Below are 11,295 nucleotides of genomic sequence, written 5' to 3'. Positions count from 1 at the left end.
GCCATGAAGGAAGCGCCGAAAATGGTGTCGGGCCTTGTCGTATAGACTTCCAGCTCATGCTCGCCGCCGGAGGCGGTGGCCAGAGGCCAGCGGATCAGCAGGCCTTCCGAGCGGCCGATCCAGTTCTGCTGCATCAGCTTCACTTTTTCCGGCCATTCGTCGAGCCCGTCGAGCGAATCCAGCAAGTCCTGCGCAAAGTCGGTGATCTTGAAGAACCACTGCGTCAGTTCGCGCTGTTCGACCAGCGCGCCCGAGCGCCAGCCGCGCCCGTCGATGACCTGCTCGTTGGCAAGCACCGTCATGTCCTCCGGGTCCCAGTTGACCTTGGAGGATTTGCGCGTCACCAACCCCTTCTCGACGAAATCGAGGAACAGCATCTGCTGGCGGTGATAGTAGTCGACGTCGCAGGTGGCGAATTCGCGCGCCCAGTCCAGCGACAGGCCCATGACCTTGAGCTGCTCGCGCATGGTGGCGATATTCTGGTAGGTCCATTCCTTGGGGTGGACCTTGTTCTGCATCGCCGCGTTTTCGGCCGGCATGCCGAATGCGTCCCAGCCCATCGGGTGCAGCACGTTGAAACCCTTGGCCCGCTTGTAGCGCGCCACCACGTCGCCCATCGTGTAGTTGCGGGTGTGGCCGATATGGATGCGCCCCGACGGATAGGGGAACATCTCCAGCACGTAGTATTTCGGGCGCGGATCGTCATTATGCGCCTCGAACAGCTTCTTGGCGTCCCAGGCCTTCTGCCATTTGGGCTCTGACGCGCGTGGATTGTATCGTTCGGTTGCCATGGGACGTTTTTCACTTAAAAGCATGCGCGAACTGCGGGCGACGGCTCGGCAGTTCAGGGAATGTGGTCCGGGTGTTCACCATGGTTTGGCAAACCCGTCAACCATATGGGTATCGCGTCTGACAAAAACGCCGGTCAAAACAGCAGGATTTGCATATGGGCGATGTCGTTCAGCAGTTTTTCGCGGTCAAGGCGAAGATCGCCGTAGCGGAGCAGGAGGCCGGGCGGGATGCCGGCGCGGTGACGCTGGTCGCGGTTTCCAAGACCTTTGACGCCGCCGACATAGACCCGGTCATCGAGGCCGGCCAGCGCATCTTTGGCGAGAATCGCGTGCAGGAAGCGCAAGGCAAATGGCCTGATCTGAAGGACGCATTTCCGGATATCGAACTGCATCTGATCGGCCCGCTGCAATCCAACAAGGCGAAAGAGGCGGTGGCGCTGTTCGACGTCATCGAAACGGTCGATCGCGAGAAGATCGCCGCCGAACTCGCCAAGGAAATCGCCAGGCAGGGCCGGGCACCAAGACTCTATGTCCAGGTCAACACCGGCTCCGAACCGCAGAAAGCCGGCATCGAGCCACGCGAGGCGGTGGCTTTCGTCGCCCGCTGCCGCGATGTGCATGGCCTCGCCATCGAAGGCCTGATGTGCATCCCGCCGGCCGACGAGAACCCCGGGCCCCATTTCGCCTTGCTGGAAAAGCTTGGGCATGAGGCCGGCGTCGCCAGACTGTCGATGGGCATGTCCGGCGACTACGAGACCGCAATCGCCTTCGGCGCCACCAGCGTTCGGGTTGGGTCGGCGATCTTCGGCAGCCGCTGAGAGGCAACGGCCTTTAGGCCAACTCGGCGGGCTCGTTGCTCCAAGACTGGAAACGAAACGTACCGTTCCTATTTGCTTTGTGCCATCACAAACTCTCTGGAGCCTCCACCATGCGTTACAACCAGCTTGGAAATACGGGGATGTTCGTCTCCGAACTGTGCCTCGGCACCATGACCTTCGGCGCCGCCGGCCAGAATGCCCAATGGGGCCTGATCGCCAGCCTCGACCAGAAGGGCGTCAACGAGATTGTTGCCTATTCGCTCGCCGCGGGCGTCAATTTCTTCGATACGGCCGACGTCTACTCCTTCGGCGAATCCGAACGGCTGCTCGGCCAGTCGCTCAGGGATCTCGGCGTCAACAGGCAGAATGTGGTCATCGCCACCAAGGCGCATGGCGCCATGGGCGAAGGCCCCAACCAGCGCGGCTCGTCACGCGGCCACATCATGGATTCGGTCGATGCCAGCCTCGAGCGGCTGCAGCTCGACCATATCGATCTCTATCAGCTGCACGGCACCGACACCGTGACGCCGATCGACGAGACGCTGCGGGCACTGGACGATCTGGTTGCCAGCGGCAAGGTCCGCTATGTCGGCGTCTCCAACTGGGCGGCCTGGCGCATCGCCAAGGCGCTCGGCATCGCCGAGCGCAAGGGCTTCGCCCGTTTCGAGACCGTCCAGTCCTATTATTCCATCGCTGGCCGCGATCTCGAGCGCGAGATCGTGCCTCTGCTCAACGAGGAGAAGCTCGGCCTGATGGTGTGGTCGCCGATGGCCGGCGGCCTGCTGTCCGGCAAATACGGCCCTGGCGCACCGGGCAATGGCGAAGGTCGCCGCGCCAGCTTCAACTTCCCGCCGGTCAATGAGGATCGCGCCTGGGCGGCTGTTGCCGTCATGCGCGAAATCGCCAAAAAGCATGATGTGAGCGTCGCCACGGTGGCGCTCGGCTATGTCCTGGCCAAGCCCTTCGTGATGAGCGTCATCATCGGCGCCAGCCGCATGGAGCAGCTGGAGCAGAACCTTGCCGCGACCCAACTGAAGCTCGACACCGACGATCTGGTTCGCCTCGACGAGGTCAGCGCCCTGCCGTCCGAATATCCCGGCTGGATGCTGGAGCGTCAGGCAGCGGGCCGGCGCCCGGCGCCGTTCACGCCGAAAGCATAGCGCAGCCCACCTGACATCTCGGGAGCCCGTGGCTCCCGAGATGTCAGGTCAGCCGGACGCTCTCCCCCAGAAAATCGAGAAAGGCGCGCACTCGCGCCGGCAGATGCCGGCCCTGGCCGACATAGACGGCGTGGGTGGGCTCCTCGTCGCCGGGATTGAATGCCTCCAGCAGCGACACCAGCCGGCCGGCGGCGATATCGGACGCAACATGCCAACGGGCCAGCCGGGCGATGCCCGCGCCCGCCAGCGCCATCAGCCGCATCGCCTCGCCATCGCTGACCAGAGTGTTGCCGGTGATCGGAACCATGATGGGGTTGCCGGCCGCGTCGAGGAACGGCCAGCCATCGACATGCCGCACGAAACCGAAGCCCATCCGGTTGTGTCTGTCGAGATCGGCTGGCGTCAGCGGCATGCCATGCGTCTCGAGGTAAGAAGGTGCCGCAACGACCACCACCGGGCTTTGCCCGAGCTTGCGCGCCACCAGCCGCGATTCGCTGAGCGGCCCTGCACGGATGGCGACGTCGGCGCGTTCCGCCATCAGGTCGATGACGCTGTCGGTCAGCACCAGATCAACTGAAATCTCGGGGTAGCGTTCGAGGAAGCGCGGCAGAAGCGGGATCAGCCGGTGCACCCCGAAGGGCACGTAGGTGTTGACGCGCAGCCGTCCGCGTGGCGCCGCACCCGCCGCTGCCTCCTGCTCGGCCGCCGCCATGTCGGCGAGGATGCGCAGGCCGCTGTCGTAGAACGCCGTGCCTTCCGGCGTCAGTTGTAGTTTTCGCGTCGAACGGCTGACCAGCCGCGCGCCAAGCCTGGCCTCCAGCCGCGCGATCAGCTTGCTCACCGCCGACGGCGTCATGCGCAACGCGCGTGCCGCGGAGGAAAAACTGCCTTCCTCGACGACCCGCACGAACACTTCGATCTCGCCGGAGCGATTGATGTCGGACCTAGCCATTTGTGAATCTATTTCACAGAAAATGTGCCCAAGGCAAGTCTGGTTCACAATGCAGGGCAACACGATCTTTCGGGTCGGGGCGCGGGACGGCGCTCTTCGTCATCGAAGTGGAAACAGCCATGCCTCTTGCTCTCTACGCCCTCGCCGCCGGTGCCTTCGGCATTGGCGTCACCGAATTCGTCATCATGGGTCTGCTGCTCGATGTCAGCAAGGATCTCGGCGTTTCGATCTCGGCCGCCGGCCAACTCATTTCTGGTTATGCGCTTGGCGTCGTCATCGGCGCGCCCCTGCTGACCATCGCCACCGGCGACTGGCCACGAAAGACCGTGCTCCTTGCGCTGATGGCGATCTTCACGCTTGGCAATCTCGCCTGTGCGCTGGCACCCGACTACTGGACGCTGATGGGCGCCCGCATCATCACTGCCTTTGCCCACGGCACCTTCTTCGGCGTCGGCTCTGTCGTCGCCACAGGGCTGGTGGCGCCCAACAAGAAGGCCTCGGCGATCGCACTGATGTTCACCGGGCTGACCATCGCCAACATCCTCGGCGTGCCCTTCGGCACCTGGCTCGGCCAGGCTTTTGGCTGGCGGGCGACCTTCTGGGCGGTGACATTGGTCGGCCTGGCGGCCTTCGCCGTCATCCTGGCTCTGGTGCCACGCAGCCAGACGGCGCCCGAAAAGAGCGACCTTCGCGCCGATCTCGCCGTTTTGCGCCGCACGCCCGTCCTGCTCGGTCTTGCCACCACCGTGCTCGGCTATGCCGGTGTCTTCGCCGTCTTCACTTATATCGCGCCGTTGCTGACCGAGATCAGCGGCTTCAAAGAAGTGGCCGTATCGCCGATTCTGCTCGTCTTCGGCGGCGGTCTCATCGCTGGCAATTTGCTTGGCGGCAAGGTCGCCGACCGCTGGCTGGTGCCGGCCGTGCTGGGCAGTCTCGTGGTGCTGGCCCTGGTGCTCGCAACCATGACCTTCGCCATCCACAGCCAGGTGATGGCCGTCATCTATGTCGGACTGCTCGGCGCTGCTGCCTTCGCCACCGTGGCGCCGCTGCAGATGTGGGTATTGGACAAGGCGCAAGGTGCCGGTCAGAGCCTCGCCTCATCCTTCAACATCGCCGCCTTCAATCTCGGCAATGCGGCAGGCGCCTGGCTTGGTGGCGCGGTGATTGCCCATGGGCTTGGTCTGGGGTCCCTCACCTGGGTCGCCGCCCTGCTGCCGCTCGCCGCACTCGCCGTGGCGGGACTGGCGCTGCGTCTCGATCGCACCGACACGCTCGGCGAGCCTGCCTCCATCCGGTCGTGACCGTCCTCGGCAAACCCACTTTCGACACCTTCATTCCACACCATCAGGAGTAAAAAGATGGACTATCGACGTCTCGGTGCATCGGGCCTGAAAGTGCCCGCACTCTCATTCGGCGCGGGAACTTTTGGCGGTTCCGGCCCGCTGTTCGGCGCCTGGGGCAACAGCGACGCCAGCGAGGCGCGGCGGCTGATCGACATCTGCCTGGAGGCCGGCGTCAACCTGTTCGACACCGCCGACGTCTATTCGAACGGCGCCTCGGAAGAGGTGCTTGGCGAAGCGATAAAGGGTCGCCGCGATGCCGTGTTGATCTCGACCAAGACCTCGCTGCCGATGGGCGATGGGCCGGCCGATTACGGCTCGTCGCGTGCGCGGCTGATCAGATCCGTGGATGATGCGCTGAGGCGCCTCGGCACCGACTACATCGACCTTCTGCAGCTGCACGCCTTCGATGCCGGCACGCCGATCGAGGAGGTGCTGTCGACGCTGGACCAGCTCGTGCGCTCGGGCAAGCTGCGCTATGTCGGCGTCTCCAATTTCTCCGGCTGGCAAGTGATGAAGTCGCTGGCCGAGGCTGACAAGCACGGCTACCCCCGCTACGTAGCGCATCAGGTCTACTATTCGCTGGTCGGCCGCGACTATGAATGGGAGCTGATGCCGCTCGGCCTCGACCAGGGCGTCGGCGCGCTGGTGTGGAGCCCGCTCGGCTGGGGCCGCCTGACCGGCAAGATCCGCCGTGGCCAGCCTTTGCCGGAAAAGAGCCGGCTGCACGACACAGCGAGCTTCGGGCCGCCGGTCGAGGACGAGCATCTCTACCGGGTAATGGATGCCCTCGACGCGGTGGCGCAGGAAACCGGCAAGACCGTGCCGCAGATCGCCATCAACTGGCTGCTCCAGCGCCCGACCGTGTCGTCGGTCATCATCGGCGCCCGCAACGAGGAACAGCTGCGCCAGAATCTCGGCGCCGTCGGCTGGACGTTGACGCCGGAGCAGATCAGGACACTCGACGCGGCAAGCGAAGTCACGGCCCCCTACCCGTATTTCCCCTATCGCCGCCAGGAAGGTTTCGCCCGGCTCAACCCGCCGGCGGTATGATATTTTTTGCTCAGGCCGCGCGTTGCGCGGCCTGATAGCCTACCCCCAGATTGGCCAAAGCGCTGCCTGGCCGCTGCCGATCAGGGCAATGATGATCAGGCAGACGATCCACAGCGCCGGATACTCCCAGCCACCGCCCGCATTGGTGAACCAGAAACCATTTTTGCCGTGGACGAGCACGATCGTGCCCAGCATCAGGGGAATGAGCAGAATGGCCGCCAGCCGCGTGGCGACGCCGAAGATCAGACCAAGACCGCCGGCCGTTTCGGCTGCGATGGCGATCAAGCCGAAATAGCCGGGTACGCCGAGCGACTGGAAATAATCGGTTGTGCCCTTGGGCGTGAAGACGAAGTACTTCAGATAGGCATGGGCAAGAAACAGGCCGCCGACGCTGACACGAAGCAGCAGCGCGGCATAGTCGAACGCGGTCATGTCCGTTCTCCCGATCGCGGACGCGCCTTGGGCACTCTGCCTTGCCGCGCCACCTGCGTAGGATAGCCGACAGCGGCGCTGCTGTCGCGGGACCAGAATGGAAACAGACCGTCTGCGGCCGCCGTTCAGTGAAGCACGAACTCGCCGTCCACCTTGCGCCATTCATTCGGCGCGATCAGCTTCTGGTGCGTGTAGCTGATCGAATGCAGCGGCCCGTCCAGCTTGGCCTTCCAGAATTCGATGAACTTGATCAGCACCGGAAACTTCGGCGCCAGATCATAGTCCTGCCAGATGAAGCTCTGCAGCAGATGCGGATGGTCGGGGAAATGATAAAGAATCTTGGCCGTGGTCAGGCCATAGCCTTTGAGCATCAGGTCCATTTCGGAATGGTCGCGCATGGCAGTCCCCTTGGGCGGTCCCTGGTTGAGTCTCCTTTCCTCCCAACGTCAGAGTGTGCGCGCCGTTGCTTAACTGTCTATTGATTTTTCCTGATCGAGAACGAGTTTTCCGCGCGAAAACATGCGGTTAGCAGCGAGCCCACCCGAGTGCTGACAGCGGCAGGCAAATTGCCTGCGGCATCCCGCCGCGCGAATCCAACGTCTAATATTGCGATGACGGGCGAACTGGTAATAATGCCGCGAATTCGCGGCAGCTTTGTCGCGATCCCGCCGGCGTTTCAAGCCGGCGGATTGGTTTGGGAGGAAGTGAAGAAATGTCCGACGTTCATGTCCATCGCGTCCAGCCGGCGTGGAAGAAAAACGCGCTGATCGATAATGACACCTACCTGAAATGGTATGCCGACAGCGTCAAGTCACCGGACAAGTTCTGGGGCAAGCACGGCAAGCGCATCGACTGGTTCAAGCCCTACAGCAAGGTCAAGAACACCTCCTTCGACGGCAAGGTCTCGATCAAATGGTTCGAGGACGGGCTCACCAACGTCTCTTATAACTGCATCGACCGGCACCTGAAGAAGCGCGGCAACCAGACCGCCATCATCTGGGAAGGCGACAATCCCTACGACGACAAGAAGATCACCTACAACGAGCTCTACGAGCATGTCTGCCGGCTCGCCAACGTGATGAAGAAGCACGGCGTCAAGAAGGGTGACCGCGTCACCATCTACATGCCGATGATCCCGGAAGCGGCCTATGCGATGCTGGCCTGCACGCGCATCGGCGCCATCCACTCGATCGTCTTCGGCGGCTTTTCGCCGGATGCGCTGGCCGGCCGCATCGTCGATTGCGAATCGACCTTCGTCATCACTGCCGACGAAGGCCTGCGCGGCGGCAAGGCCATTCCGCTTAAGGAGAACACCGACAAGGCGATCGACATCGCCGCCAAGAATTTCGTCATGGTCAAGAACGTTGTCGTCGTGCGCCGCACCGGCGGCAAGGTCGGCTGGGCGCCGGGGCGCGACGTCTGGTATCACGACGAGATCGCGACGGTGAAGGCCGAATGCAAGCCGGAGAAGATGAAGGCCGAGGATCCGCTGTTCATCCTCTACACCTCCGGCTCGACCGGCAAGCCGAAGGGTGTGCTGCACACCACCGCCGGCTACCTCGTCTACGTCTCGATGACGCACCAATATGTCTTCGACTACCATGACGGCGACATCTATTGGTGCACCGCCGATGTCGGCTGGGTCACCGGCCACAGCTACATCGTCTACGGCCCGCTCGCCAACGGCGCCACCACGCTGATGTTCGAAGGCGTGCCGAACTATCCGTCGCAGTCGCGCTTCTGGGACGTCATCGACAAGCACAAGGTCAACATCTTCTACACCGCCCCGACGGCGCTGCGGGCGCTGATGGGCGCCGGCGATGCGCATGTCACCAAGACGTCGCGCAAGTCGCTGCGCGTGCTGGGTTCGGTTGGCGAGCCGATCAATCCGGAAGCCTGGGAGTGGTATTTCAACATCGTCGGCAACGGCAAGGTGCCGATCGTCGACACCTGGTGGCAGACCGAGACCGGCGGCATCCTGATCACGCCACTGCCCGGCGCCACCGACCTCAAGGCAGGCTCGGCGACGCGGCCGTTCTTCGGCGTCAAGCCGCAGCTGGTCGACGGCGAGGGCAAGGTGCTGGAAGGTGCTGCCGACGGCAATCTGTGCATCACCGATTCCTGGCCCGGCCAGATGCGCACCGTCTATGGCGATCATGATCGCTTCATCCAGACCTATTTCTCGACCTACAAGGGCAAGTACTTCACCGGCGATGGCTGCCGCCGCGACGCCGACGGCTACTACTGGATCACCGGCCGCGTCGACGACGTCATCAACGTCTCCGGCCATCGCATGGGCACGGCCGAAGTCGAATCCGCACTGGTCAGCCACGACAAGGTTTCGGAAGCCGCCGTCGTCGGCTATCCGCACGACATCAAGGGCCAGGGCATCTACTGCTACGTCACGCTGATGGGCGGCGAGCAGCCGAGCGAGGAGTTGCGCAAGGAACTCGTCGCTCATGTCCGCAAGGAGATCGGCGCCATCGCTTCGCCCGACAAGATCCAGTTCGCGCCCGGCCTGCCGAAGACGCGCTCGGGCAAGATCATGCGTCGCATCCTGCGCAAGATCGCCGAGGACGATTTCTCAGCCCTTGGCGACACCTCGACGCTGGCCGATCCGGCCGTCGTCTACGACCTGATCGCCAACCGGCAGAACAAGAAGGCTTGATGCAGGACGAGGCCGCACTGGGCACTGTCAGTGAGCTCTGGCGCTATCCAGCGAGTTCGCTTGCCGGTGAGCGCCTGGAAACAATCTCGGTCGACGTCGAGAGCATCAACGGCGACCGCCTGTTCGGCCTTGTCGATGCCACCGACAATGAAATCGCCCGGCCGGATCGCGACGCGAAATGGCACAAGGTGCCGCGCATCCGGACCCGGCTGTCGCCTGCCCGCGAACTCGAGATCGCCATCCCGGACGGCGACTGGCTGGCTGCACCGGGTATCGAGAGCGACAGCGCGGTGTCGGCCTATCTTGGCTTCGAGGCCTCGATCCGGCCGTTTCGCCGGGAGAATGCCGCGCCTGACTATTCCGGCCCGCTGACCGCGGAGCGCTACCGCAAGGCGCCGATCCATCTGTTGACCACGGCTTCGCTGGCGCGCCTGAAGGCATTGCATCCGGAAGGGACCCCCGATCCGCGCCGTTTTCGTCCCAACATCGTCGTCGACATGGCGGCAATCGAAGGGTCGTTTCCAGAGACGGAATGGATCGGCCGCAAGCTGGCGATCGGCGACCTGTTGCTGACCATCTCGGAACCCTGCCGCCGCTGCGGTTTCACCATCATCGCCCAGGATGGCTTCGGCAATGATCCTGGTATCCTGCGCAATCTGGTCCGCCACAACGCGCACAATCTCGGCGTCTATTGTACGGTCGATCGGCCGGCCAGCATCGAGGTCGGCGACACGATGCGCTTCATCTGATCATTGGTACAGATCCGCCCTTGTCGGCGGCAGCCCGCTCGGGCCACGCGCGCGTTTGGTGACGACAGTCTGGAAAATCTGTGCCGAGGCACGTTCGAAGGTGATCGAACAGCCGGTCAGGTAAAGCAGCCACAGCCGCGCCTTGGCTTCTCCCACTTCGGCGATTGCCTCGTCGAACCTTGCATACAGGCGCTCGGCCCACAGCCTGCAGGTGCGGGCATAGTGTTCGCGCAGGTTCTCGACATCGTAGACGAGGAAGCCGTGGGCTTCGAGATTGCCGAGCGTCATGCCGATCGTGTCGAGTTCGCCGCCGGGGAAGATGTATTTGATCAGCGCCTTGAACTCCGGACCCTTGCGCAGGGTTTTCTTGATGTCGCCCTTGCTGCGCCTGGTGATGGCGTGATGCAGATAGACGCCGCCCGGCTTCAGCAGGCGATGGACGGTGGAGAAATAGGCGGCGTGGTTGGCGAGCCCCAGATGCTCGAACATGCCGATCGACGATATCTTGTCGAAGCTACCGGTAAGTTTGGCGTAGGATTTTACCTCGATCGTGATCTTGTCCTCCAGCCCCTCGGCGCGAATGCGCTCACGGGCGAGTTGCGTCTGGGCTTCCGACAACGAGACACCGTGGCCGACGACGCCGTAGTTCTTCGCGGCATGGATCAGCATCGCTCCCCAGCCGCAGCCTATGTCGAGCAGCCTCTCGCCGGGCTTCAGCCGCAGCTTGCGGCAGATATGGTCGAGCTTGTCGATTTGCGCCTCATCGATGCTGTTGGCGAAATCCTTGAAGTAACCGCAGCTGTAGACCATGCGTTCGTCGAGAAAGAGCCGATAGAAGGCATTCGAGATGTCGTAATGATGCTGGATCGCTTCCTGGCTCGAACCGCTGACGAAGGGATTGCGCCCCGAAAGATCGGTCCGCGCCGTCATCTGTTTCCTTGAAAACAGCACGGCTGGCAGATCACGCAGGATCGCCAGCTTCGGCAATGTCTTGAGTTTCGACCTGAGTTTGCCTTGCGAAGGCAGGGCATAGAAGTCAAACAGCGATCCGTCTTCGATGTCGACCGCCTTGGAAATCCACATCTCGATCAGCGTCGAGAAGGCGGGACGGCGGACCACCTGCCAGACAATGTCCGGGTCGTTGACGGTGAGCACAGGGCCGGTGGCGGGGCCAATGCGCTCGCCGGTCCACAGCTTGACAGCAAAGCCCGGCTTCAGCGTTTCAACAACCGTTCGAACAATTCGCGCGGCCTTGTCGGTGGCGTCCATGCTTCCTCCCCGAAGCCAGAGCGCCAATGTTGTCTGTTTGCCACTGGACTGCAAGCCGCCCGT

11 protein-coding genes are annotated in these 11,295 nt (G+C 63.0%); 6 read left to right on the top strand and 5 right to left on the bottom strand.

What is annotated here, in order from left to right:
- Nucleotides 1-791, bottom strand: a 791-nt coding sequence (locus EN993_RS08525) for a class I tRNA ligase family protein (protein ID WP_164757581.1), incomplete at its 3' end; no start/stop codon positions are given.
- A gap of 155 nt (nucleotides 792-946) precedes the next feature.
- Here EN993_RS08525 and EN993_RS08520 point away from each other — a divergent pair.
- Together EN993_RS08520 and EN993_RS08515 are read left to right on the top strand one after the other, a co-directional pair.
- On the top strand, nucleotides 947-1,609 hold the full coding sequence (locus tag EN993_RS08520; protein ID WP_127262931.1) for a YggS family pyridoxal phosphate-dependent enzyme: 663 nt from the start codon (nucleotides 947-949) through the stop codon (nucleotides 1,607-1,609).
- 110 nt (nucleotides 1,610-1,719) lie between these two features.
- On the top strand, nucleotides 1,720-2,769 hold the full coding sequence (locus EN993_RS08515; RefSeq protein WP_127262930.1) for an aldo/keto reductase: 1,050 nt from the start codon (nucleotides 1,720-1,722) through the stop codon (nucleotides 2,767-2,769).
- A gap of 43 nt (nucleotides 2,770-2,812) precedes the next feature.
- On the opposite strand, the gene EN993_RS08510 is transcribed toward EN993_RS08515, so the two are convergent.
- Nucleotides 2,813-3,721 carry a LysR substrate-binding domain-containing protein gene (locus EN993_RS08510; protein WP_127262929.1) on the bottom strand — a complete coding sequence of 303 codons (909 nt, stop codon included), beginning with the start codon at nucleotides 3,719-3,721 and terminating at the stop codon, nucleotides 2,813-2,815.
- Between the two features lie 119 nt (nucleotides 3,722-3,840).
- Here EN993_RS08510 and EN993_RS08505 point away from each other — a divergent pair, with 119 nt between their 5' ends.
- Nucleotides 3,841-5,022: an MFS transporter gene (locus EN993_RS08505; RefSeq protein WP_127262928.1), complete on the top strand. Its 1,182-nt coding sequence runs from the start codon at nucleotides 3,841-3,843 to the stop codon at nucleotides 5,020-5,022.
- 57 nt (nucleotides 5,023-5,079) lie between these two features.
- Nucleotides 5,080-6,114: an aldo/keto reductase gene (locus EN993_RS08500; RefSeq protein ID WP_127262927.1), complete on the top strand. Its 1,035-nt coding sequence runs from the start codon at nucleotides 5,080-5,082 to the stop codon at nucleotides 6,112-6,114.
- 39 nt (nucleotides 6,115-6,153) lie between these two features.
- Here the strand turns inward: EN993_RS08500 and EN993_RS08495 are convergent, their stop codons facing one another.
- Both EN993_RS08495 and EN993_RS08490 read right to left on the bottom strand, forming a co-directional pair.
- A complete protein-coding gene (locus tag EN993_RS08495; RefSeq protein WP_127262926.1) occupies nucleotides 6,154-6,546 on the bottom strand; it encodes a DoxX family protein in 393 nt (130 codons plus the stop codon).
- Nucleotides 6,547-6,671: 125 nt separating this feature from the next.
- Nucleotides 6,672-6,944, bottom strand: coding sequence for an usg protein (locus tag EN993_RS08490; protein WP_127262925.1), 273 nt, complete (start codon nucleotides 6,942-6,944; stop codon nucleotides 6,672-6,674).
- A 314-nt stretch (nucleotides 6,945-7,258) separates the two neighbouring features.
- Between EN993_RS08490 and acs the strand changes: the two genes are divergently transcribed.
- Both acs and EN993_RS08480 read left to right on the top strand, forming a co-directional pair.
- Entirely contained in the window at nucleotides 7,259-9,214 is a 1,956-nt protein-coding gene (acs, locus tag EN993_RS08485) for an acetate--CoA ligase (RefSeq protein WP_127262924.1), read from the top strand.
- Nucleotides 9,214-9,963 (top strand): MOSC domain-containing protein, encoded by a 750-nt coding sequence (locus EN993_RS08480; protein WP_127262923.1) that lies wholly within the window; start codon nucleotides 9,214-9,216, stop codon nucleotides 9,961-9,963. The genes acs and EN993_RS08480 overlap by 1 nt, the downstream gene beginning before the upstream one ends.
- Here EN993_RS08480 and EN993_RS08475 read toward each other — a convergent pair whose 3' ends face one another.
- Nucleotides 9,964-11,232 (bottom strand): cyclopropane-fatty-acyl-phospholipid synthase family protein, encoded by a 1,269-nt coding sequence (locus EN993_RS08475; protein ID WP_127262922.1) that lies wholly within the window; start codon nucleotides 11,230-11,232, stop codon nucleotides 9,964-9,966. It lies immediately after the preceding gene.
- Between the last annotated feature and the right edge of the window lie 63 nt (nucleotides 11,233-11,295).

The organism is Mesorhizobium sp. M7D.F.Ca.US.004.01.2.1, from assembly GCF_003997785.1.
In the GTDB taxonomy this organism is placed as follows: domain Bacteria; phylum Pseudomonadota; class Alphaproteobacteria; order Rhizobiales; family Rhizobiaceae; genus Mesorhizobium; species Mesorhizobium loti.
This window is presented reverse-complemented; position numbering and strand designations above follow the sequence as displayed.

Bases quoted from the DNA above. Each gene is read 5' to 3' on its own strand.
- EN993_RS08520 (WP_127262931.1), top strand. From the start codon at position 947: ATGGGCGATGTCGTTCAGCAGTTTTTCGCGGTCAAGGCGAAGATCGCC.
- EN993_RS08515 (WP_127262930.1), top strand. From the start codon at position 1,720: ATGCGTTACAACCAGCTTGGAAATACGGGGATGTTCGTCTCCGAACTG.
- EN993_RS08510 (WP_127262929.1), bottom strand. From the start codon at position 3,721: ATGGCTAGGTCCGACATCAATCGCTCCGGCGAGATCGAAGTGTTCGTG.
- EN993_RS08505 (WP_127262928.1), top strand. From the start codon at position 3,841: ATGCCTCTTGCTCTCTACGCCCTCGCCGCCGGTGCCTTCGGCATTGGC.
- EN993_RS08500 (WP_127262927.1), top strand. From the start codon at position 5,080: ATGGACTATCGACGTCTCGGTGCATCGGGCCTGAAAGTGCCCGCACTC.
- EN993_RS08495 (WP_127262926.1), bottom strand. From the start codon at position 6,546: ATGACCGCGTTCGACTATGCCGCGCTGCTGCTTCGTGTCAGCGTCGGC.
- EN993_RS08490 (WP_127262925.1), bottom strand. From the start codon at position 6,944: ATGCGCGACCATTCCGAAATGGACCTGATGCTCAAAGGCTATGGCCTG.
- acs (WP_127262924.1), top strand. From the start codon at position 7,259: ATGTCCGACGTTCATGTCCATCGCGTCCAGCCGGCGTGGAAGAAAAAC.
- EN993_RS08480 (WP_127262923.1), top strand. From the start codon at position 9,214: ATGCAGGACGAGGCCGCACTGGGCACTGTCAGTGAGCTCTGGCGCTAT.
- EN993_RS08475 (WP_127262922.1), bottom strand. From the start codon at position 11,232: ATGGACGCCACCGACAAGGCCGCGCGAATTGTTCGAACGGTTGTTGAA.